Source organism: Eubacterium aggregans (genome assembly GCF_900107815.1).
In the GTDB taxonomy this organism is placed as follows: Bacteria; Bacillota; Clostridia; order Eubacteriales; family Eubacteriaceae; genus Eubacterium_O; species Eubacterium_O aggregans.
Window position 1 is genome coordinate 163,336 of record NZ_FNRK01000002.1, and the last position, 22,677, is coordinate 186,012.

Sequence of the window (22,677 nt, forward strand, 5' to 3'; positions counted from 1 at the left end):
GATGGAAAAATTAACGTATCAAACAAAGATAAATCGTTTGGAGGAAATTACCGTGGCCCTGGAACAGGGCGATTTGGCACTGGAGGAATCCCTGGCGAGCTTTGAAGAGGGAATGGCGCTACTGAAGGCCTGTGAAAAGGAGCTGGATGCTGCTTCTCACCAGGTCATGATTCTGACCGAGTCGGATGAAGAAAAACCTTTTATGGAGGAGATGAATTCCAATGAGTGAATTTTCTGAAAAAATGAAGACCTTGGCAGCTGAAGTTGAAGAGGAATTAACCGCCTGCTTCATGGAGCAGTTTGATTCGCCGGATATCATTATCAGTGCGATGAAGTATAGCCTTTTTGTTGGCGGTAAACGCCTGCGCCCTGTTTTAATGAAAGAGACCTGCCGTTGTCTGGGGGGAGATTCTCAGATGGTCGTTAAATTGGCCTGTGCCTTGGAGATGATTCATACCTATTCGTTGATTCACGACGATTTACCGGCTATGGACGATGATGATCTGCGCCGGGGCGAGCCGACAAACCACAAGGTATACGGTGAAAGCATTGCTATTTTAGCAGGGGATGCCTTGCTGAATTATGCAGTGGAAACGGCTCTGGCCGGGGTACCGAATAGTGAAACAGAGGCCATGGCCCGTTATATCAGAGCCCTTCAGATTCTGTTTTACGCCTCCGGTGCCAATGGCATGATCGGGGGACAAACCGGGGATATTCTCTGCGAAGAGGATGGTGCGGTCACAGAAGAAAAACTTGCTTACATCCATGCCCATAAAACTGGGGCCCTTATTAAAGCATCGGTTTTATGTGGTGCTGTCATCGCCGGGGCGAAGCAGTCCGAGTTGGCTGCCCTGGAGGATTACGCCGATGCCATCGGTTTGGCCTTCCAAATTGTAGATGATATTTTAGATGTGACCGGAACCGAAGAATCCCTTGGAAAACCCATTGGGAGTGATGAAAAAAACCATAAGACAACCTTTGTGTCCCTTTATGGTCTGGCATCCTCAGAAGTCAAGGTTGGTGAGCTCGAGATACGGGCACTTAAAGCACTGGATTGTCTGGACCACGATACTACCTTCCTGCGGGAGTTAGCCACTTATATTTGTACCCGAGCAAACTAGGACGGTGGACGATGAACACGGAACAGCACGATTCAGAGGCGATCTCCCGGGTCCGGGAGGAAATGATCAAGCCAGAGTATATCACCGGTCTTTCCACCTTTTTCAAGGTGATTGGGGAAGAGAGCCGGGTGAAAATTATCTATGCCCTTTCGATTCAGGAAATGTGCGTTGGCGATTTGGCCGAGGCACTCACCCTTTCTCAATCTTCGGTTTCCCACCAGCTGAAGCTTTTAAAACTCAACGGGCAGGTGAAATCTCGCCGAGAGGGAAAAAACATGTATTATTCCTTGGATGACCATCATGTGGTGGGAATTCTAAAGGAATCTCTTAACCATATCGTCCATAAAATGGAAGAGGGCTGCTTATAATGTTTAGGGAGATAAAACCATAATCGGTAGCTTATCTCCCTTTTTTTGGTGGAATGAGTCATGTTTTGTTTGTCCCCATCTCCCGTTATCCTTTAGATTCCTATGTTAAAATAGTAAAAATGATAAAGGAGGCCGAATATGGATACGAAAGGATTAAAAATAATCTTTGCCGGTGGCTGTTTTTGGGGATTGCAAAAACTGATGGATGGTTTGCCGGGAGTTTTAGAAACTCGTGCAGGCTACGCCAACGGAAAGGAAGCGGCCGATGCCCATTATGAAAGGGTGTGCGGTGGGCAAACAGGGTTTAAAGAGGCTGTGGAGGTAATCTATAACCCCTTGGAAATAGCCCTGGATACGCTGTTGTCCGTTTTTTTTCAGGTCATTGACCCGACAGTGGCAGACCGCCAGGGAAATGATGTTGGGCATCAGTATCAAACCGGAATTTATTATATTGACGCGGCACAAAAAGCGGTTGTGGAAAGGGCGGCGTCTATGGTTGCAGCTGGGGGAGAACCCTTTATGGTTGAAATTGGACCTTTAGAAAATTTTTATCCCGCAGAGGAATACCATCAGCATTACCTTGATAAAAATCCAGGGGGGTATTGCCATATATCCTTGGAAAAAATGGCAAAAGCCAGGGATTTTGCAGCCAGTTTAAACCATTTTGTAAGGCCATCAGAGGAGACCCTCCGCCATACCTTGAATGAAATGCAGTATGCTGTGACTCAAGAGGATGGAACCGAGCCCCCCTTTTCCAGTCCTTTGTGGGATGCCGACAAACCAGGTATTTATGTCGATGTGGTAACCGGGGAGCCCTTGTTTTCCTCAAAGGATAAGTTTCTAAGTACCTGCGGCTGGCCCTCCTTTTCTGCACCCATCGCGCAGTCAGGCGTTACCGAACAGCGAGATAATCGCTACGGTATGAATCGGACAGAGGTTCGCAGCCGTAGGGGGGATTCCCATTTGGGACATGTGTTCCGGGGGAGCGCCGAGGGACCGCAAGGTGTTCGTTATTGTATTAATGGGGCGGCTCTGCGCTTTATTCCCTTAGATAAAATGGTTGAGGCAGGGTATGGCGACCTGGTAGATGCTGTTACATAATACTAGACTTTCTTGTTTTGCATGTGGGTTTTGTTCGTGGTATACTAGAAAATATTTAAGAAAAAGGGAGGGGAGTATGCGCATTCTGATATGCCCCATGGCAGCACTGGGAAAGATGTCTGGTCCAATCAACCGGCCGAAGGCTTTGGCCGAAGCCTTTACAAAAAAGGGGAATCAGGTTGCCCTTTGTGCGGCTAAGGATGGAAATTTTGACGGGACCACGGACTATCCGCTTTATGATTTAGAGACGCCAGTACCCTTGGGCCTGCCCAAAATGGTGGGGAAAAGACTACTGCCCGTGGTGGCAAAAACGGGGGTTCAAAGTCATAAAACAATTTCCAGTTTTGAAGAGGTCCAGTTTATTAGCGGGAATATCCAGCCAGGGTATTTTAAAAGGGCGGTTCATCAGATCCAGGCCGCTATTCAGGACTTTCGACCGGATGTGGTTTATTCTGAATTTAATCTGGCAGCAATCGCAGCGGCTAAGCTTGCTGGAACGGTTGTCTTTGGGAGCTATAGCCGTCCGACTCAGGTGGATTTTGCTGCATCCCCGGGGTTGGGCTATGGGGTAAAGCGTGTGTTAAAATCCCTGGGTTTGCCCCAGGTCGACTCCAGCCTGGATATTTTAGACTGGGTGGATCGGCGGATCGTGCCCAGCAGTCCGCGCCTGGAACCCATTATTGGGGATAATGTCTGCTTTACCGGTCCCTTTACCGCTCATCAAACCCATTACGAGGATGGGCTGCGTTCGGCTATTGTAGCCTATATGGGCTCGGGGACCCTCTCAGGAAAGCGCTTGGTCAATGCCCTGTATCCCGTCTTTAGTGAACTGGATTTTGAGGTGTTCATTGTGGCACCGGGAGTGAAGGAAAGTCATCGTGGTTTTATCCATATTGGTGAGTATTTTGATTTTTCAGAGATTTACCCCCGGTGCTGCCTATCCATCAATCATGGAGGACAAAACAGTATAATGGATGCCCTTTACCATGGTATTCCCCAGATTCTCTGTCCCGGAAAGGTTTTTGAACGACGCTACAATGCCCAAAGCATTGCTAAAAACAAAGCGGGTCTTGTCCTCGATACCCATTGCTTTGAACCCCCTTATATCCGTGGAATTATGCGAACTTTGCTCGAAAATAAAGGCTATGCTAAAAACGCACAGATTTTGGGGAAGGAATTGACGGCCCTTGGCGGTGCGGACCGAGTTGTCCAGTTGGCTGTGGAATATTTTGGAGGCTAAGGGGATGGGAGAACTTGCACAACAGCCGAATATCGGAAAAGTCCTAGAGGCTCAGTTAGAAAAAGTAGGGATCAATACCCTAAAGCAGCTTCAGGAGATTGGCAGCAAAGCCGCATGGCTTAAAATACAGGAGATTGACCCGTCCGCCTGTATCCATCGACTTTATTCTTTGGAAGGCGCTATCCAGGGAATTAAAAAAGCTGAATTGGCGGATGAAATGAAGGTTGAATTAAAGGTTTTTTATCAGGCCCATCGGATCGATCAGAAATAGGAGAATAAGCGGTAAAATGCAACTTTGTCCCGATGGATTTGCTTTTTCTAAAGAATCATGTTATACTATAGATAATAAAATAAAAACAAAAAGAACCGTCTTGAAGAAGGGCTTTTGGTATTACGCTGAGCAGCGTTATATGAAGGGCTCTTCTTTTTTTATAGGTTAGGAAATAGCAATTAATGACACCAATAGGTGCGATTAATATAAAGTCACAAACTACAGGAGGTAGTGAATAATGGAGAGCATTACTGTTCAGAAACGGGATTTAACGGTAAAAGCAAAGAAAATAAGACGTCTCGGCATGGTTCCGGGAAGCGTCTTTGGTAAATCATTGTCGGATTCGATTTCAATTCAAATGGACGAAAAGGTCGCTCGTCAATTGGTTCGTCAAAAACGTGAGGGTAGCAAGATCTCACTGGATATTGACGGACAAGTTATTCCGGTGCAGATCAAAGAAAAATCTTTAGATACATTAAGCAATGAAATTTTAAATATTAGATTCCAAGTATTAACAGAAAATGAAAAAGTGAATAGTGTTATTCACATCCTTTCTGCAAATGATGAAAAGTTTGTCGGCCAGATGGAAAAAATCCTAACAGAAATACCCTATGCTTCATTGCCGGGAGATATGATCGATACGATTACCATTGATGTCGACGGATTGAAATCCGGAGATACTGTTACCGTAAAGGATATTCCAGAATTGATGAGCGATAAAATTGAACTTCAGGTCGATGTGGATGAAATAATCTTTCGTATTAATGAAAGACAGTAGTCGTCACATCCCCGATATGTAGAATAACTTTTTCAGAAAATAGTAAACACAAAAGAGCTTGGAATGCCGACGGAAAAGTGTTGTGCAGGAAGAGCTCTTTTATATTTTACGGGAGGAAAGTATGAATTTATTAGGTCAGGCAGTAAAGCACAAAATCTTTGGGATGGGCGTTATAACGGATCGTTGTGATAATAAAATCACAGTACACTTTGCAAAAAACAAAAAAATATTTTTATTTCCAGATGCCGTTCCCCGGTATTTGACGTTGAAAAATACTGCAATCCAAAAAAAAATTGAGAGAATAAATGAAGAGTGGGAACAAAAAATAAATGAAAAGAAGCGAAAAGCTGCAGAGGAGAATCAATATCGAAGTCGTCTTTATACAATGAAAATTCCGCCGAAATCCCAGATGGCTTATAATCTTTCAGAAGAGGCCTTTGAAGGATTGAAATATGTGGATACAGGGTGCTTTTTAAGTGGGTTAAATAAGGGAAAACCACGAGTTCCAGCAAACATACAACCAAATTCGGCCATTGTTTTGACGGATTGCACCCCAGGCAATGAGGATGAACGAATGATTATTGGGGTATCAATGGTGGACGAACGCTTTTGGGGGGATACATGTACGGACGGAAAGGTAAAACTGCACAAGACGTACCAATTGATATTACCCCATGAACATCGAATTCCATTTTGGAAGTATTTCAAACAAAATGTGATTCAAAACCCTTGGGGGAGTGTTCCCTTTAAGTATGTTCAGAATCAGGTAATGGAAAAAATCTTATTTGATATTTGCCAAAATACCGCAGAGACGGTTCAAGCGGCTGCAGCACTTGAAATTTACCGGTATTTCTGTCGATTAAACCGTCTTCCGGAAAAACTGAAAATCCATAAAGGAATTGAAAAATCAAATGTCCTTTGACCAAATGTTATTTGCGGAGGTTGCCGCTCCAAGTAAATTAAGCCTTGCTGCCATTGTCCTCCGTATATTCGTCTCATTGTGTATCGGTGGGATTATTGGTACTGAACGGGGTATTCGCAACAGACCAGCGGGCTTTATGACTTATGTTTTGGTTTCTGTCGGTGCCACCATATTTATGCTGACCAATCAATACATTACCATTCTGATTCCTGGAACAGATCCCACCCGGTTTGGGGCACAAGTCATCAGCGGAATCGGCTTTCTAGGGGCAGGGACCATTATTGTTACACGACAAAATGAAATAAGAGGGTTAACGACTGCAGCGGGTCTCTGGGTAACGGCGGCTTTAGGCCTTGCTGTAGGAATTGGGTTTTATGCAGGTGCGATGATTGGCCTTCTGTTTTCAGTGTTTGCGCTTATTTCATTAAAAAGGATTGATGTTTACATTAAACAGCACGCAAGAAGTATGGAAATTTATATTGAATACAATTCTGCCTTTTCCTTACGAACGTTATCGAAAAATACCGAAAAACAGGGGATGGAAATATATGAGATGCAAAGGGGAAAAATAAAGACGCTGGATGAGGAATTTGGAACCCTTACTTTTTCCCTTGATTTATCGAAAAAACGGAATCATCAAGAGATACTCGATGAATTCTATGCCCTTCAGGGTGTTGAATATGTTAAAGAAATTGCATAGATCGGGCGATCTAACGAAGCAAAGCAGTCTGCTGTCACTTGTGAGTGAGATCGCCCCATTCTTATTTCGTATAACCGTTGTAATGGACTAGGCTAAAATCATAGTCGCGGCCGTCTTCGGCAGGAAAAGCCAGCGGATACCCTAAAGTCGCGATGGCGTAGGGTTTGATATGAACAGGTAAATCAAAGATTTTTGAGATTTGATTCATGCGGTCTTCCAGCGGCGCAATCCCAAGCCAGACACCGCCAAGCTTGAGGTGAACAGCTTCTAGGAGAATGTTTTCCATTGCCGCACCAAGGTCTTGCTCCCAATTTTCAGGAAAACGGGCCGTTTGTAAATTAGCCACTGGGATGATCGCCAAGGGGGCTGTTGCTGTGCATCGTGCGTATGGTGATGCCTGGGCAACTTTTTCCAGGAGTTCTGGATCGGTAACGACGATAAACTCCCATTCCCGCTGGTTTCCGGCGGTGGGGGCTGCCATGGCGGCCTTTAATAGTTTTTCAATCTTTTCTGACTCGACGGGTAAATCGGAAAAGCGGCGAACCGAATGCCGCAAAAAAATTTCGTTCATGTTTAAACCTCGCTTTATTATAATAATTCTATTATCTGCCAGATGGTTAAAAAAAACAATTACTGAGAAATAAGTCAGTGCTTTCTATCAAGAATTTTTTAATCCTCAATAATGACATGATTTTCCTGGGCATAAGCTCGGGCAAAGTCACATAGGGCGTAAACAATGGGGATAAGTGATTCGGCATTGGGGGTCGTGGTATAAGTCACTTTCAAGGGTTTCGACCTTTCTATTTTTCGATCCAACAGGCCTTGCTGCTCCATCTCTTTTAACTGGGTGGCCAGAACCTTTTCGGTAATATCCGGAATACCCTTTAAAAGGCTGGAAAAGCGGTTCTCGCCCTTAAGAACATGCCAAAGGATACGCAGTTTCCACTTGCCTCCAATAAGATCATTGCTGAGCTGCAGCGCACAGGAATAGTTTTCTTTAATTTGAGCCATACTAAATGGCCCAATCCCCATTGACAAAAATCGGTGTTTGATGACCATCCCCATCGACACCGATAATGGAAAGATCCGCGCTACCCACCATAAAATCCACATGGGTGAGGGAATAATTAAGTCCAGCCGCTTCTTGCTGATCCCGGTGCATTTGAGTACCCCCTTCAATACAAGAAGGATAGGCAGAACCCAGAGCAAAGTGACAGGACGCATTTTCATCAAAAAGCGTATTATAGAAGAGCAGGTTTAAATCAGAAATGGGGGAGTGGTGGGCCACGAGGGCAATTTCTCCCAGGAAGTTAGAGCCAGGGTTGGCTTCCACCAGGCTTTTAAGGGCGTCTAATCCAACTTGTGCTGCGTAATCCACAACCTGACCATTTTTGAAGGTGAATTCAAAGCCATCAATAAGCTGCCCCTTATAGATGAGGGGGTGGGTGGCTACCAGGCGGCCATTCACCCGTGACTTGTGGGGGGCACAAAAAACCTCTTCAGTGGGGATGTTGGGAAAGAAAGAGATGCCATCAGCCGCTACTTCACTGCCACCGGCCCAAACATGGTTTTTCGGCATTCCCACCGTCAGGTTGGTGCCGAGGCTGTTGGAATAAATGAAGGCATCAAATTGCTTGTCATTAAGGAAGGTACATTTGCTCTCAAAATTACGGTCATGGTCTTCCCATGCGGCAATGGGGTCGGGCTGATCGGTACGGGTGGTTTTGAAAATGGCTTCCCATAAGCGGTCCAGGGCTTCCGCTTCAGTACAATCCGGAAAGACCCTTTTTGCCCAGCCCGGTGTGGGGACTGAAATGACGCACCAGCGGCGATCATTATTGGAAATTGCCTGGCTATAGAATTCGGTGGCCTCCTGGATAGCGTTGGAGGCTGCCTGGATTTTAGAGGCATCGGCACCCTGGAAAACCGTTGGGTCTTCGGCATGGATGGAAATAATTGCGGCATTTTCATCCACAATCCATAAATATTTGCCAATCACCCAGGGGGCGACGGTAGTGAGGGTTTCCAGGCTGGCATGATCGTATCGAAGACGGGCTAAGCGCTGGTCGCCGTAATTTACCATGACATCCCGGGCACCGGCGGTGTAGGCAGCATCGGCCACCAATCGGGCGAAGTCAGCACATTCGACAGGTGAGTTGATGACAAGGAGCTGGTCCTTTTGAAGATTGACACCGATGTTGACGGCAATATCGGCAAGCTTTTGTTTATTTTCTGTATACATATGTTTATTCTCCTTTGGATTATGATTCAATATAAATTGGGCTTTGGGTAAAATCCTGATGGATGTTTTCGGGTTGGCCACCAAATAAATAGAATAAATCCGTGGCCTTTAAATCGAAGGAAAGCATTCGACCTCCCCGGGCATCCAGTCGGGTTTGGTTACTGCGCACATTAGAAATGACAGGTGTGTCACTTTCTTGAGCTAGCCTGCGAATCCACTGGCGGCCCGCCCTATTGAAGGCGAGGACTCTAAAGTAGGGTGAGGATACGGGCTGGGTAAGCTCAGAAAAATCTGTAGTGGTGAATTCGGTGGATAGATGCATTAGAATTCTGCGAATGCGGCTTTGGGGTATGCGTTTAGAGGACACGGCCTTTAGGATGTCCTCATAAGTATGCCATTTCTTAACGGCACCATGCAAGGCGAATTCTAAACCTTCAGATACACCTGGGTACTTCCGCAGCTCCCCCAGATCCATGGTGAGCAATCGGCCTAAAACGTAGTCCTGGTAACCTCGGACCCGTGTTTGCCATTTCTTTGGGGAAAGGATTGCTGGATCGTAGGGAATACAGGCTCCAATCATCTCACTTTGTCCCTCCATAAGATGTTTTCGGATGGCGGAGGCACTGGCAAAGGTGCCATGGAGCGTCTGGCTATGGTATCCCGCGGATTGGCGTTTAATGGGAATCGGCTGGATGGCGGCTCCCTGTCGGTTTATTGCTTTTAAGTATTCAATTGCCAGAATATTGTTAGGGGAAGCGAGGACCCTGGCAGATTGGGCGCCCATTAAAGTGGAAATGGCCTGTTGCCGGGCCGCAGGAAAACTGAGCCCCTCAGCTAAACCCTGTTTAAGGCAGCGTTGATAATCTGGAGGCTCTTCCCATAAAATACGCGCGACGGCGACTAAGGGCTCTATTTGGGGGGACTCCATCCCAAAGGAGAGCATCCGACAGCCGGCATCGTCGAGTAATGAAAGGGCCCCGCTGGCAAAGGCCTCGGCGCTTTGGCAGGCGTAGGCGTAGGGGAGCTCTAAAACCAGATCAGCTCCATTTTCTACGGCTTGTCGGGCCCGGGTCCATTTATCCACTACGGCAAAACTGCCCCGTTGGACAGCGCTGCCACTCATGACCACTAGGGTATGGGTCGCACCGCTGGCTTTTTTGGCGGCCATGATTTGATAGGCATGGCCGTTATGGAAGGGGTTATATTCTGCTATGATTCCCAGTGTTTGCATGTTTTTCCTCCGAATGGTCAAATTTTTATATGCCTATTTTTAAAAAAGCATTGTAACCGCCCATTGTTTACTGATATTATAATACAAGAGAAATAATAAAAAAACTAAATATTGATGTGAGAAAAGGAGAAAAAACAAACAATGAATGTATTGGTTATTAACTGTGGTAGTTCTTCCCTGAAATATCAGATGCTTGATATGGACACCGAAGCCGTATTAGCAAAAGGTTTGGCAGAACGCATCGGCATTGAAGGCTCAGTGGTTACCCACCAGCCCGCCGGGAAGGATAAGGTGAAATTCCAACGTCCTATGGAAACCCATAAGGAAGCATTGGATATCATCATGAAGGCTTTAGTTGACCCCACCTGCGGAGTTCTAAAAAGCCTGGACGAAATCGACGCTGTCGGCCACAGAACCGTGCATGGTGCTGAAACCTTTGCAAGCTCTGTTATTATTGATGATGAAGTCATTGCAAAAATGGAAGACTGCAGTGAATTGGCACCCCTTCATAATCCGGCTAACCTTATTGGGATTCGGGCTTGCCAGGAAGTTCTCCCGGGAATTCCCATGGTCGGCGTGTTTGACACGGCTTTCCATCAGACCATGCCGCCGGAAGCTTATGTTTATCCACTGCCCTATGAAATGTACGAAAAATATCGGGTTCGTAAGTACGGATTCCACGGGACTTCCCATCGTTTTGTCAGCACAGAAGCAGCAAAGCTCCTGGGAGAAGATATTAAAAATTTGAAGCTGATTTCCTGTCATTTAGGCAATGGTGCCAGTATTGCCGCTGTTCGTTTTGGAAAATCTGTGGACACCTCCATGGGGATGACACCTTTAGCTGGCCTGATGATGGGGACCCGTTGTGGGGATATTGACCCGGCGATCATCTTCTATCTACGGGAACAGGGTTTCTCCCGGGAAGCCATCGATAAAATGCTCAATAACGAATCCGGGGTGCTGGGGATTTCCGGTATCAGCTCCGACTTCCGGGATGTTGAAGCTGCCGCTAATGCTGGAAACGAACGTGCAATCTTAGCCCTTAAGATTTTCCACTATCGCGTCCGGACCACCATTGGGGCTTATGTTGCTGCCATGGACGGGGTCGATGGGATTATCTTTACCGCTGGGTTGGGTGAAAATTCCAGTATCGACCGTGCAGAAATCTGCAATGGCTTAAAATACCTGGGCATTACCCTGGATAAAGAAAAGAACAGCAAGCGTGGGGAACCCATGGTGATTACCACACCAGAATCCCGTACTAAGGTAATGGTCATTCCGACGAACGAAGAATTAATGATTGCCCGGGATACCGTGGAATTAACCAGCAAGTAAGGGAATCCGTAATTTCAAGGTCTCTGTAAAGAAAAAAACTTGACAAGATGGGCAATCCTATATATAATGAGGATTGCCCATTTGGAGTTAAAGATGATTATTGAATTGTCAAACGAAAAAACCCGAAGTTTTGAATTCAGGCTCACTGCCGACGCGTTCAAAAGTTATGGGGACGAATTTGAAGGACGGCCAGATCAGGATGGCTTATTGGTCCAAGGCAGAATAAACCGGCTTAATGCGCAGTCAGTGGAGCTGGATTTTTCTGTGAAAGGGACCATGCTCTATCCCTGTGCCCGCTGTCTTAAGCCAACGCCTGTGGCGGTAGACTTCGATTTTGAAGATACCATCCCTGTGGAAGCTGGCTCAGACACCATCGATTTGGTTCCCTTTGTTGAAGAATGTCTCTTCATCAATGAGCCCTTTAGGGTGTTATGCAGTGAAGAGTGCAAAGGGTTGTGTCCAGGTTGTGGTGTAAATTTAAATTGCGAAGCATGTCAGTGCGACGATACGATGGATATTGATCCTCGTCTTGAAGCTCTGAAAAAGCTGCTTTAGCGCAAAGACTGAACAGGAGGTGGAATCATGGCAGTACCTAAGCATAAGATCTCTAAAGCAAGAAGAGATAAGAGAAGAACGCATTACAAATTAAGCGTGCCCGGCATGAGCGTTTGCCCGAAATGCGGCGAAATCAAATTGCCCCATCGTGTATGCAGAGCTTGCGGGACTTATAAGGACGTAGAAGTAATCGCAGAAGACTAAAAGGTTGTCGCATTAATGCTTTTTGGCGTTTAATGCGATAACCTTTTTTTCTCGATTTGGCGATAATTTGTGAGGTTAACAGTGAATATTTACGTGGATGCCATGGGAGGGGACAACGCCCCAGCCGCCATTGTACAAGGGGCGGTGGACGCCGTTAAAGAATATGGGGTGTCCCTCACCCTGGTGGGAAAAGAAGAAATCGTAGCGAATGAGCTGGCAAAGTATGAGTACAATACGGATGCCATCACGATTCTTAATGCGGACAGCGTCATTGGTTTTGATGAAGAACCGGCCATGGCCATCCGAAGGAAAACCGATTCGTCCCTGGTAGTAGCTCTGGATGCCATGAAGGGTCAGCCGGACAGTGTGCTGATTTCTGCGGGAAGTACCGGAGCTCTACTCGCCGGCGGACTACTTAAGCTTGGGCGGATTAAGGGTGTCAAGCGTCCTGCTTTAGCTGCAGCCCTGCCCAAGGGTGATCGGGTGAGCATCTTAATTGATACCGGTGCCAACGCCGATTGCAAGGCGGAGTATTTAGACCAGTTTGGCCTTTTAGGAAGCATTTATTGTGAAAGTGTTCTGGGTATTGAAAATCCAAAGGTGGGCATCATCAATATCGGGACAGAAGAAGAAAAGGGCAGCATCATGGTAAAAGAGGCTTATCAACTCCTTAAAGCGAACGATGCCCTGAATTTTATAGGGAATGTTGAAGCCCGGGATATCCCAAGCACAGATGCGGATGTCATGGTGTGCGATGGCTTCACCGGCAATGTTGTTTTAAAGCTCATTGAAGGGCTGGCAAGCTACCTGATGGGGGGGGTTAAAACCGCCATTATGGGATCGACCAAGGGCAAGCTGGGCGGCGCCTTAATCAAAAAAGACTTGAAGGCCTTTAAAAAGCAATTTGATTCCGATGAAGCTGGCGGTGCGCCATTCTTAGGTGTCAAAGGCGGGATTATCAAAACCCATGGCAGCAGCGGCCCCTATGCCATCAAAAAGGCCGTCGAGCAAAGCGTGATATTTATTGAAAATGATGTGGTGGGGAAAATAACCTCAGCCATACAAAATAATCATTAATCCATATGGAGGTCGAGTTATGAGTGATAAATTTGCACAGGTCCAGGGCATCATAGCAGAGCAGTTGGATATTCCCGTGGACAAGATCAGCCTGGAGTCCAACCTGCTAGAGGATTTGGAAGCGGATTCTTTGGACATCATCGAGCTGGTGATGGCCTTTGAGGAAGAGTTCGATATGAAAATCCCAGATGAAGATCTGGAGAAGATCAAGACGGTCGCAGACATTATCGAAGCATTGGGTTAAGTACAAGGGATCGCCGCTTTGCGGCGTTCTCAGAGTGAGGATAAAGGTAGTGGGGCGTCAGGGATAGCCCTCAGCAAGCAACGGGGAGGCGGACATATGCTTTCACTTCGTCTGCACGCGAATCCGGACAAGGTATGTTACCGAAACTGCTACGCACTTTCGAACATACGCTTGTTCGTCTTGAAGCAGACTTACGTGAAAGATATGTCTGCCTCCCCTTTGTTTGTAAGTACCGCCACGGCAGCTGCATCAGCCGCCCCATTGCCACCAAGTCTAGCGGACGAACAGCCTCGCTTTGGGATCGCCGCATTGTACGGCGTCCTTTTTTATTTTGTGGAGATTCCAGGACAACTGTGATAAAATAAAGCGATTAAAACAAGGAGGTGTTTTTTTGGAACGCATCGAATCAAAAATCAAATATCAGTTTAAAAATAGAGACCTGCTGAAGCTGGCCCTTACCCATAGCTCTCATATTGGTGAAAGCGTGAATAATGAGCGGCTGGAATTCTTGGGAGATGCTGTGCTGGAGCTGGTAACCAGCGAGTATCTTTATCAGTTTCCGAATTTATCTGAAGGGGAGATGACCAAGCTGCGGGCAAGCATTGTGTGTGCGGAGTCCCTGTCTAAGGCCGCCTATGAACTATCCCTTGGGGATTATCTGCTCCTGGGAAAAGGGGAAGTCGTAACCGGTGGGAGAAAGCGTAAGTCTAACTTGGCCAATGCCTTTGAGGCAGTTCTGGGGGCGGTTTTTTTAGATAGCAATTACGAAACGGTTCGGGTCATCATCCTGGAGCTTTTGAATGAAAATATCAAGCTAGCGCTTAATGGTGATTTAAACAATGACTATAAAACGGCGCTGCAAGAGCAAATTCAAAAGCAAAGTGACAATGTTATTGAATATGTTCTTAAGAAATCGGAAGGTCCAGAGCACGATAAAACCTTCCATATCGAACTTCACATCAATGGGGTGAAGGAAAGTGAAGGCACGGGAAAGAGCAAAAAGGAGGCTGAGCAAATTGCGGCAAAGCGCTACCTCCAATCCCATCATTAAGATTGGGTTTCCTCTCTAGCGCAGGAAAGGCAGTACATGTATTTAAAGAAACTTAAAATGAAGGGCTTCAAATCCTTTGCAGATAATGTAGAAATGGAATTTTCCCAGGGGATTTCTGCCATTGTGGGCCCCAATGGAAGTGGAAAAAGCAATATAACGGATGCCATCCGATGGGTGCTTGGGGAACAAAGCACTAAAACTCTCCGGGGTAAAAAAATGGAGGATGTTATTTTTGCAGGGACAGAGAAGAAAGCCCCCTTGGCCTATGCCGAGGTTGTCCTCACCCTGGATAACCGGGATGGTGCCGTAGCTGATGCCGGAGATGAAATTTCGGTAACCCGGCGGCTCTTTCGCTCTGGAGACAGTGAATACCGCCTGAACCAAAAGAGCTGCAAGTTAAAGGATATCCATGGCATCTTTATGGATACTGGGCTGGGTAAAAATGGTTACTCCCTCATCAGCCAGGGGGGGATTGAGAACATCATCAATTCCAATCCCAGCGAGCTTCGCGGCATTGTAGAGGAGGCCGTAGGTATTGTCAATTACAAAACCCGAAAGCAGGAAGCCGAAAAGAAACTGGAGCGTACCCAGGATAATATGGATCGTGTTCAGGATATTTTAGATGAACTGGCCAATCGTCGGGGGCCCCTGGAGCGTCAGGCTAAAAAAGCCCGGGAATATCTGGCCATCCAGGAGGAGCTTAAAATTGTTGATTTGTTCCGTTTCCGGGAACGGATGGAAGAAATTCAGGCTCAGCTGGACACCTCCCAAAAACAAATGACGGAGCTGGATACCGAAATTCGGTCGATTCAAAATAAAATCGATCAGCGGGATACAAGCTACCAGGAGGTTAAGGCCAAGATAAAGCAGATTGCCACAGAGACTGGTACATTGGATCAACGTATTGAAGAAATTAATACGGCCTTGACCTCAGCCAGCGGAGATATTCTGGTGGGGGAAGAACGCTGCCGTCATTTGGCAGAAAATGCCAATCACCTTAAGGGGCAGCAGAAGAGCCAGCAGCAGGAGTCGGAACGGCTGTCTGCAGAAGCCCAGGAGCTGTTTGCAGAAAGCGATCAGGCGACCATAGAAATTAAAGGGATTCAGCAGACATTAGAAGGACTGATTCACAAGAAATCCGAAGCCCAGCAGCGGGTAGAATCCATTCGCCTTAAAATGGAGCAGCAATCCCAAAGGGAGGAAGCCCTGTCCCTAAAAAGGGAAAAGCTGAATTCAGCGCTGAATACCTTAAAACAGGACGTTCGGGGGATGGAGGCCCAGCTTGCCCTGCGACAGGAGCAGCGCAAGGAGCAAATGGCTGAGCGAAGTGCCAAGGTAGCTGAGGATCAGGCCTTGGGGCAGGAGGTAGCGGATATTGATGGCCGCTTAACCCAAACCCGGCAGGATGTTTCCCGTATGGCCGCAGAGGAAACTGAGCTTACAAAGGTTGTGGCGGGGCTGAAAAATCAGATTGCCGTCATGAATAATAATCTGAAGGTCAACATCTCCAAATCCGATTATTTAAAGAAAATTCAGCAGAATTACAGCGATTACTTTCCCAGTATTCAGCTGATTATGAAGGCTGAGGATCTGACCCAGGACGTAAAACAGCAAATTTACGGCCCCGTGGGGGAACTCATTACCGTCCCAAGTCAATATGCCCGGGCCATTGATGTGGCCCTGGGGGGAAAAGCTCAAAATGTCGTGGTAGAAACCGTGAATACCGCCAGTCGCTGTATCGATGTTCTAAAACGGCGACGGGCAGGCCGAGCCACCTTCTTACCCATGGATAACCTGCGCTATCGCCAAATGGAGCCACGGGATCGAAGTCTGATGGACGGGATGTCCGGAGTGGTGGGGATTGCCTCGGATTTGGTGGACTACAACCCTCGCTTTACCCCAGTGGTGGAGAGTCTCCTGGCGCGTATCATCGTCACCGAGGATTTTAAGGCGGCCCGCCATATCCGTAAATCCATGGCTGGCTATACCATTGTCACCCTGGAGGGTGAAATCTTTTACCCCGGGGGTGCCATCGTTGGTGGTGCAGCCAAGGGTGGGAAGCAATCGCCTTTATTCAAGAAAATAGAAATTGAAAAGCTCGCCCAGGAGCAGGGGCAAATGGAAAGGGAACGGACCCGTATTGAGGGGCTTTGTACCCAAAGGGAGGCTGCTCTCCAGTCCCACCGCCACACCATGGATGAAATCACCGGGAAAATGACGGTGTTAGAACAGGCCCATTGGCAAAAGACCCAGGCCCGCACCGCCTGTCGGAACCGCATCCGGGAGCTGGAAAGCCAGATGGCCGCTTTGGATACATCCCTGGGACAGGACCAGTTGGCTTTAGATGAGAAGGCGCGAATTGAGCGGGAAATTTTGGGAGATTTGGAAGCCCTGGAAATTGCTGTGGTTGCCATGGAGCATCCCGATGATGCCGAAACAGTGAAGGCAGAAATCCAGGGACTCAGTGAGCAGATTGCGGAGAATGAAGTGGCATTAGCTCGTCGCCAGGAACAAAAACGATCGGTAGATAAACGCATTGAAATGTTAGAGTCCCACCAAAGGGAAGTTGCTAGCCGCCTGGTATCCATCACCCGGGATCTGGAACAAACCATTTTGGATACCACTTCCCAGGAAGCCTTCCTAGAAGGCCGAAGACAGGATTTAGGAGTACTTGATGCCCAAAAGCAAGAGGCTGAAGAACAAAAATACCGCTTGACAGAGCAGGAAAAGGCCTATAATGCAGAGGTTGAGGGTCTGGATCGCAGCATTAGGGATTTGAACCATGATTTGATTTTGCAAAAGGAAGCCCAAAGCCCCTTGGAGATTGCCAAGAGTAAGGTAGTAGCAGAGCGGGATCATTTAGAAGAAACCATTTATTCCCGTTATGAGCTCAACTATATTATGGCCATGGATCTGTTAGAGGGGCTGAATTTGGAGGCATTGGATGGCTCTACTGAAAACCAGCGGGCCCTACGCAGCCGCTTAGCTGCCCTCGGTCAGGTGAATGTCGGTGCCATTGAGGAATACACCGAGGTAAATGACCGGTACCGTTTCCTCAAAAATCAATTTGACGATTTGATTGAAGCCAAGTCCGAATTGGAGCACATTATCGAGGATTTGTATACCTCCATGGAAAAACAATTCGCCCTGCGATTTTCAGAGCTCCAGGGTATTTTCTCCCGGGTATTTTCTGTATTGTTTGAAGGGGGCCGCGCGCAGATAACCTACACCGACCCGGAGCATGTCCTAGAAAGTGGTATTGAGTTGGTGGCCCAGCCCCCGGGAAAGAATTTGCGGCATATTTCATTATTGTCCGGTGGGGAGAAATCCATGACGGCCATTGCCCTGTTGTTTTCCTTTTTGGAGCTCAGTCCATCCCCCTTCTGCGTCATCGACGAAATCGATGCCGCCCTGGACGACCATAATATTTTTCGGTTTACCAGCTATATGGAGCAGGTGGCCCGGGAAAATCAATTCGTGATCATCACCCACAGAAAAAGTACCCTGGAGGCCTGTGATGCTATTTATGGGGTATCCATGTCAAAAAGCGGGATCTCCAAGCTGGTCTCAGTCCGTTTATCGGACTATGCTGAGGCCGTAGGATAATTGTAAAGGAGCGTATGATGTCAGAATTAACCCTGTATGAGCGGATGCGAAACCGCCTGCAAAAAACAAAGGATAGCTTTAAAGAAAAAATTGAAAATGTCATGTACTACGGCAAGCTGGATGATGATTTCTTTGAAGAGCTGGAGGAAAACCTGATCCTGGCGGATATGGGAATGAAAACCTCCCTTAAAATTGTGGAGCTTTTGAAGGAACGGATTAAGGAGCATAAAATCAGTGATTCCCAGGATGCCGTGGAGCTTTTAAAGGGCATCATGTCAGAAATGGTTGAGACAGAGGCCGCCCCCATGACACTGCCGGTCATTATCACCGTGGTTGGGGTTAATGGGGTTGGGAAAACAACCACCATTGCCAAATTGGCCCAGCGTTATCTGGATGAAGGAAAAAAGGTAATGGTTGCCGCTGCGGATACCTTCCGTGCCGCTGCTGCGGAGCAGTTAGAGGAATGGGCTGGACGGATCGGTGTGGATATTGTAAAAAGCAACCAAGGGGCAGACCCATCATCGGTGGTGTTTGATGCCATCGGGGCCGCCCGGGCCCGGGGGATTGATATCCTCATTTGCGATACCGCAGGGCGCCTTCATAATAAGGTCAATCTCATGAAGGAGCTGGAAAAGGTCACCCGGATCATTGAACGGGAGGGCGAGGGCTTTGACGTGCATAATATCCTGGTCTTAGATGCTACCACGGGGCAAAATGCCCTGATTCAGGCCCGGACCTTTAATGACGCCGTTAAGCTTGATGGCATCATTATGACCAAGATGGACGGCAGCGCCAAAGGCGGGGTGGTCATCCCCATTATCGATGAGCTCAAGGTGCCCATCGAATATGTAGGCATTGGTGAAAAACCAGAGGATCTCATTACCTTCGATGTTGGCGATTTTGTCAGAATGCTTTATGAAAAGGATGACGATGAAGAATAAATATTGGAATAAGCCATTCTGTCAAGAAAAAAGCTTGACAAAGGGATCAGGAAACGGTAGAATTCTTTATTGTGTAAAGCAAATGCCTTTACACCCCTAGGACGTTATGGAAGAAAAGGTTTTGGAACAGCTTCGATTTGATTTCTATGGTGAATTATTATCGGAGCGTCAAAAGACGATTTTGGATTATTATTATAATGACGATTACTCTTTAGCAGAAATCGGTGATATACTGGGCATTACCCGCCAGGGCATCCATGATGCTTACAAGCGCGCCAAGGGCCTCATGGCTGATTATGAAGAAAAGCTTGGACTTGTGGCCCGCTATACAAAAAGCCGGGGACTGCTCACCGATATTACCGATGAAATCAGCAAACTCCTGGGAGATGAGCGCATTAGCAAAAATCCCGAGGTGCTTTCAGAAATGACGCGGCTCAAAGAGGATATCGAGGAAGTCATCGAAGGATTTTAGGTGAAGACATGGCTTTTGATAGTTTAAGTGAAAAATTTCAAAATATTTTCTCCGGACTCAAACGGAAGGGAAAATTGACGGAGGCCGATATCAAGGCTGCCAGCCGGGAAATTAAGCTGGCCCTATTAGAGGCGGATGTCAACTTCAAGGTGGTCAAGCAGTTTACCAAGACCGTCAGTGAACGGGCCAAGGGCTCAGAGGTTTTAAAATCCCTGACACCTGGTCAGCAGTTCATTAAAATCATCAATGATGAAATGACCCGGCTTCTCGGGGGCGAAATCCAGAAAATGGAATTTGTCGACAAGGGTGCCAACATCTTCATGATGGTGGGGCTCCAGGGTGCTGGTAAAACCACCACCGCGGGAAAGTTAGCAAACCTCCTGCGAAAAGAGAAAAAACTAAAGCCGCTGCTGGTGGCCTGTGATGTTTATCGTCCGGCAGCCATTAAACAGCTTCAGGTTTTAGGGGAACAACTGGATATTCCAGTGTTTACCATGGATGGGGAAACAGATCCCCGGTTGATTGCACGCCAGGGTGTGAAAAAGGCCAATGATGAAGGCTACGATCTAGTCATCATCGATACAGCCGGCCGACTTCAGATTGATGAAACCCTGATGACGGAGCTGGTGGATATCCGGGATTTGGTGGAACCCACCGAAATCCTCTTGGTGGTAGACGGGATGACCGGCCAGGAATCGGTCAATGTGGCCGATGAATTTAACAAACAACTGGATATTTCCGGTGTGGTTTTGACGAAGATGGATGGGGACACCCGTGGGGGTGCCGCATTATCTATAGCCTACACCACTGGAAAAGCCATTAAATACATGGGGGTTGGAGAAAAGCTTAGTGATATTGAGCTGTTTTATCCAGACCGCATGGCCTCCCGAATCCTCGGTATGGGGGATGTCCTTTCATTAATCGATAAGGCCCAGAGTATGGTTGATGAAGAAAAGGCCCGGGAGCTGGAAGAAAAGCTCCGAAATTCGGAGTTTGATCTCAATGACTTCCTGGACCAGCTTAAACAGCTTCAGCAAATGGGGAATTTAAGCAGTCTATTGGAAATGATGCCGGGAGCCGGAAAACTCAAGGGAATGGATTTAAGTATGGCGGATGGTCAGACAAAGCAAACCGAAGCCATTATTTACTCCATGACACCAGAGGAGAGACGGAAGCCCCAAATCATCAACGGAAGTCGACGGAAACGTATTGCAAACGGCAGCGGCACGAGTGTGGCGGATGTCAATCGGCTTCTCAAGGGTTTTGAACAAAGCCGGAAAATGATGAAGCAAATGGGCAGTATGGGTAAAGCCAAAAAGGGCAGATTTAAAATGCCTTTCATGTAAAATATAAATCATATCATTACAATTTGGAAAGTTCTAACGAAAGGGGGAACAATAATGGCAGTTAAAATCAGAATGAAAAGAATGGGTAAGAAAAAGAAACCTTTCTACAGAATCGTCGTTGCAGACGCACGTGCGCCTAGAGATGGCAAATTCATCGAAGAAGTTGGTTTTTACAATCCCTGCCAGGAACCTGTCGAACTGAAGCTTGATGCTGAAGCGATTCAGGGCTGGATTAAAAATGGAGCAAAACCCACCGATACTGTAGCAGCATTACTTAAAAAAGAAAACATTATCGGTTAATCGGAGGACGGATCGTGAAGGAGCTTGTTGAAGTAATCGCCAAAGCTTTGGTGGATCATCCGGATGAGGTTGAAGTGACAGAAATGACTAAAAACCGTTCCATCGTGCTGGAGCTCAAGGTAGCAGAAAGTGACATGGGCAAGGTCATTGGAAAACAGGGACGCATCGCAAAAGCCATTCGTTCCGTCATCAAGGCCGCTGCAACCAAGGAAGATAAACGTGTGATGCTGGACATTGTCTAAGCCGCACTGTTCCGACAATAAAATGGATTTGAAATGGTTCGTACACGCTACGAATCATTTTTTTTACGCCTGAGCTGACAGATGGCAGCCAAGCAAAATGAGTTGCGAGGTAAAATAATGGATAAAATGTTAATCGGAGAAGTCACCGGTGTCCATGGGATCCGTGGAGAATTAAAAATTCGGCCGCTAACGGACGATCCCGGCCGTTACTATGAATTAGACGTGCTGACCCTTCGCCTTAAGGGGAAGGAAACCACCTATCCTATTGAATTGGTCCGCCTGCACAAAGGCAATGTATTGCTGACCCTTAAGGGGATTCGGGACCGTGATACGGCAGAAAGCTGTAAGGGCGCCGAGGTCCTGATTGACCGCGACGAAGCGGTGGATTTAGAGGAGGATGAATTTTTCATTACCGATCTCATCGGAATGACGGTGAAGGTACCGGATGGCCAGACCATTGGCAGGGTTGGAAACATCCTTCAAACAACAGGGTCCGTGGATACGGTGGAAATTAATGGCCCGGATAAGCCCATTTATGTGCCCTTTCGAAAAATCTATTTCATCAGCTTTGATTTTGAAAATGGCGAAATCCAGGCGGATATCCCTGTGGAGCTCATGGAGCTATGAGGCTGTATTTTCTAACCCTATTCCCAGAGATTATTCACGGCTATTTTAACGAAAGCATGATGAAGCGGGCACTTGAAAATGGCGTCATAACGTACGAGGCCATTGATATCCGTGATTTTGCAGAAAATAAGCACAATCGGGTGGATGATTACCCCTACGGCGGCGGCGCGGGAATGGTCATGGCCGCACCACCCATTATCCGTGCCCTGCGCAGCATTCCGGATTATGAAAGCTATCCCTTTATCTGCACCAGCCCTGGGGGAAAGACCTTTAGTGGTGGTGATGCGGTAGAGATGGCAGCCGTGGAGGGCCTCATCTTTTTGTGCGGGCATTATGAAGGCATCGACCAACGGGTCATTGATGCTTATGTCACCCAGGAGTACTCCATTGGGGATTATGTACTGACCGGGGGAGAGTTGCCAGCCTTGGTGATGGCGGATGCCATTGCCCGCCATGTGCCGGGTTTTATGGGCAATACCGAAAGCCTGTCCGAGGAGTCCTTTGAAAATGGACGGCTGGAATATCCCCAGTATACCCGCCCGGAGTCCTTTGAGGACCTCCAGGTGCCGTCTGTTTTATTGTCAGGAAACCATGGGGCCATCCGTCAGTGGCGGGAGGAGCAATCCCTTTTAAAAACAAAGAAAAACCGACCGGATCTTTTGGAAAAAGAGGATGCTAAATAAAAAAGCCCTGGGCTCTTTAT

The 22,677-nt window shown here is 47.2% G+C and carries 27 protein-coding genes; 23 read left to right on the forward strand and 4 right to left on the reverse strand.

Annotated features, from left to right (window positions below; all coding sequences use genetic code 11):
- Position 1: 1 nt before the first annotated feature.
- The 9 genes from xseB (at position 2) to BLW33_RS02010 (ending at position 6,501) form a co-directional block, all read left to right on the forward strand.
- Positions 2-229 carry an exodeoxyribonuclease VII small subunit gene (gene xseB, locus BLW33_RS01970; protein ID WP_090304539.1) on the forward strand — a complete coding sequence of 76 codons (228 nt, stop codon included), beginning with the start codon at positions 2-4 and terminating at the stop codon, positions 227-229.
- Positions 222-1,121, forward strand: a complete 900-nt coding sequence (locus BLW33_RS01975) for a polyprenyl synthetase family protein (protein ID WP_090304541.1) — start codon at positions 222-224, stop codon at positions 1,119-1,121. Before xseB ends, BLW33_RS01975 begins: the two co-directional genes overlap by 8 nt.
- 11 nt (positions 1,122-1,132) lie before the next feature.
- Entirely contained in the window at positions 1,133-1,489 is a 357-nt protein-coding gene (locus BLW33_RS01980; RefSeq protein ID WP_090304542.1) for an ArsR/SmtB family transcription factor, read from the forward strand.
- A 138-nt stretch (positions 1,490-1,627) separates the two neighbouring features.
- Positions 1,628-2,590, forward strand: coding sequence for a peptide-methionine (R)-S-oxide reductase MsrB (msrB, locus tag BLW33_RS01985; RefSeq protein WP_090304544.1), 963 nt, complete (start codon positions 1,628-1,630; stop codon positions 2,588-2,590).
- 76 nt (positions 2,591-2,666) lie between these two features.
- The gene (locus tag BLW33_RS01990) at positions 2,667-3,830 is read left to right on the forward strand and encodes a glycosyltransferase (protein ID WP_176966580.1); all 1,164 of its coding nucleotides are present in this window, start codon (positions 2,667-2,669) and stop codon (positions 3,828-3,830) included.
- Between the two features lie 4 nt (positions 3,831-3,834).
- Positions 3,835-4,101, forward strand: coding sequence for a TfoX/Sxy family protein (locus BLW33_RS01995; protein ID WP_090304548.1), 267 nt, complete (start codon positions 3,835-3,837; stop codon positions 4,099-4,101).
- Positions 4,102-4,339: 238 nt separating this feature from the next.
- Positions 4,340-4,879, forward strand: coding sequence for a 50S ribosomal protein L25/general stress protein Ctc (locus BLW33_RS02000; RefSeq protein WP_090304549.1), 540 nt, complete (start codon positions 4,340-4,342; stop codon positions 4,877-4,879).
- Between the two features lie 121 nt (positions 4,880-5,000).
- Positions 5,001-5,801, forward strand: a complete 801-nt coding sequence (locus BLW33_RS02005; RefSeq protein ID WP_143032576.1) for a hypothetical protein — start codon at positions 5,001-5,003, stop codon at positions 5,799-5,801.
- A complete protein-coding gene (locus BLW33_RS02010) occupies positions 5,791-6,501 on the forward strand; it encodes an MgtC/SapB family protein (RefSeq protein ID WP_090304553.1) in 711 nt (236 codons plus the stop codon). The genes BLW33_RS02005 and BLW33_RS02010 overlap by 11 nt, the downstream gene beginning before the upstream one ends.
- Before the next feature lie 61 nt (positions 6,502-6,562).
- On the opposite strand, the gene BLW33_RS02015 is transcribed toward BLW33_RS02010, so the two are convergent.
- The 4 genes from BLW33_RS02015 to BLW33_RS02030 all read right to left on the reverse strand — a co-directional run bounded on the left by BLW33_RS02015 (position 6,563) and on the right by BLW33_RS02030 (position 9,974).
- Entirely contained in the window at positions 6,563-7,072 is a 510-nt protein-coding gene (locus BLW33_RS02015) for a nitroreductase family protein (protein ID WP_090304555.1), read from the reverse strand.
- A 98-nt stretch (positions 7,073-7,170) separates the two neighbouring features.
- The gene (locus BLW33_RS02020; protein WP_090304556.1) at positions 7,171-7,512 is read right to left on the reverse strand and encodes a winged helix-turn-helix transcriptional regulator; all 342 of its coding nucleotides are present in this window, start codon (positions 7,510-7,512) and stop codon (positions 7,171-7,173) included.
- Between the two features lies 1 nt (position 7,513).
- A complete protein-coding gene (locus BLW33_RS02025; protein WP_090304558.1) occupies positions 7,514-8,743 on the reverse strand; it encodes an aminopeptidase in 1,230 nt (409 codons plus the stop codon).
- 19 nt (positions 8,744-8,762) lie between these two features.
- Positions 8,763-9,974 carry a nucleotidyltransferase gene (locus tag BLW33_RS02030; protein ID WP_090304561.1) on the reverse strand — a complete coding sequence of 404 codons (1,212 nt, stop codon included), beginning with the start codon at positions 9,972-9,974 and terminating at the stop codon, positions 8,763-8,765.
- Between the two features lie 141 nt (positions 9,975-10,115).
- Between BLW33_RS02030 and BLW33_RS02035 the strand changes: the two genes are divergently transcribed.
- From BLW33_RS02035 to trmD, 14 genes are all read left to right on the forward strand, one after another.
- Positions 10,116-11,309, forward strand: a complete 1,194-nt coding sequence (locus BLW33_RS02035) for an acetate/propionate family kinase (protein ID WP_090304562.1) — start codon at positions 10,116-10,118, stop codon at positions 11,307-11,309.
- A gap of 93 nt (positions 11,310-11,402) precedes the next feature.
- A complete protein-coding gene (locus BLW33_RS02040; RefSeq protein WP_090304564.1) occupies positions 11,403-11,864 on the forward strand; it encodes a YceD family protein in 462 nt (153 codons plus the stop codon).
- A 27-nt stretch (positions 11,865-11,891) separates the two neighbouring features.
- Complete coding sequence (rpmF, locus tag BLW33_RS02045) at positions 11,892-12,068, forward strand: 50S ribosomal protein L32 (protein WP_090244259.1); 177 nt, start codon at positions 11,892-11,894, stop codon at positions 12,066-12,068.
- An 81-nt stretch (positions 12,069-12,149) separates the two neighbouring features.
- A complete protein-coding gene (gene plsX, locus BLW33_RS02050) occupies positions 12,150-13,145 on the forward strand; it encodes a phosphate acyltransferase PlsX (RefSeq protein ID WP_090304565.1) in 996 nt (331 codons plus the stop codon).
- Positions 13,146-13,164: 19 nt separating this feature from the next.
- Positions 13,165-13,389, forward strand: coding sequence for an acyl carrier protein (acpP, locus tag BLW33_RS02055; RefSeq protein ID WP_090304567.1), 225 nt, complete (start codon positions 13,165-13,167; stop codon positions 13,387-13,389).
- A 391-nt stretch (positions 13,390-13,780) separates the two neighbouring features.
- The gene (gene rnc / locus BLW33_RS02065; protein ID WP_090304570.1) at positions 13,781-14,440 is read left to right on the forward strand and encodes a ribonuclease III; all 660 of its coding nucleotides are present in this window, start codon (positions 13,781-13,783) and stop codon (positions 14,438-14,440) included.
- A gap of 36 nt (positions 14,441-14,476) precedes the next feature.
- Positions 14,477-18,046 (forward strand): chromosome segregation protein SMC, encoded by a 3,570-nt coding sequence (smc, locus tag BLW33_RS02070; protein ID WP_090304572.1) that lies wholly within the window; start codon positions 14,477-14,479, stop codon positions 18,044-18,046.
- Positions 18,047-18,063: 17 nt separating this feature from the next.
- Positions 18,064-18,987 (forward strand): signal recognition particle-docking protein FtsY, encoded by a 924-nt coding sequence (ftsY, locus tag BLW33_RS02075; RefSeq protein WP_090304574.1) that lies wholly within the window; start codon positions 18,064-18,066, stop codon positions 18,985-18,987.
- 106 nt (positions 18,988-19,093) lie between these two features.
- Positions 19,094-19,459, forward strand: a complete 366-nt coding sequence (ylxM, locus tag BLW33_RS02080; protein WP_090304575.1) for a YlxM family DNA-binding protein — start codon at positions 19,094-19,096, stop codon at positions 19,457-19,459.
- Between the two features lie 8 nt (positions 19,460-19,467).
- Positions 19,468-20,805 carry a signal recognition particle protein gene (gene ffh, locus BLW33_RS02085; protein WP_090304576.1) on the forward strand — a complete coding sequence of 446 codons (1,338 nt, stop codon included), beginning with the start codon at positions 19,468-19,470 and terminating at the stop codon, positions 20,803-20,805.
- A gap of 54 nt (positions 20,806-20,859) precedes the next feature.
- Positions 20,860-21,105 (forward strand): 30S ribosomal protein S16, encoded by a 246-nt coding sequence (rpsP, locus tag BLW33_RS02090; protein ID WP_090244276.1) that lies wholly within the window; start codon positions 20,860-20,862, stop codon positions 21,103-21,105.
- Between the two features lie 14 nt (positions 21,106-21,119).
- On the forward strand, positions 21,120-21,347 hold the full coding sequence (locus BLW33_RS02095; protein WP_090304578.1) for a KH domain-containing protein: 228 nt from the start codon (positions 21,120-21,122) through the stop codon (positions 21,345-21,347).
- Between the two features lie 117 nt (positions 21,348-21,464).
- Positions 21,465-21,974, forward strand: a complete 510-nt coding sequence (gene rimM / locus BLW33_RS02100) for a ribosome maturation factor RimM (protein ID WP_176966581.1) — start codon at positions 21,465-21,467, stop codon at positions 21,972-21,974.
- Positions 21,971-22,657 (forward strand): tRNA (guanosine(37)-N1)-methyltransferase TrmD, encoded by a 687-nt coding sequence (trmD, locus tag BLW33_RS02105; protein WP_090304582.1) that lies wholly within the window; start codon positions 21,971-21,973, stop codon positions 22,655-22,657. Before rimM ends, trmD begins: the two co-directional genes overlap by 4 nt.
- Positions 22,658-22,677 lie beyond the last annotated feature (20 nt).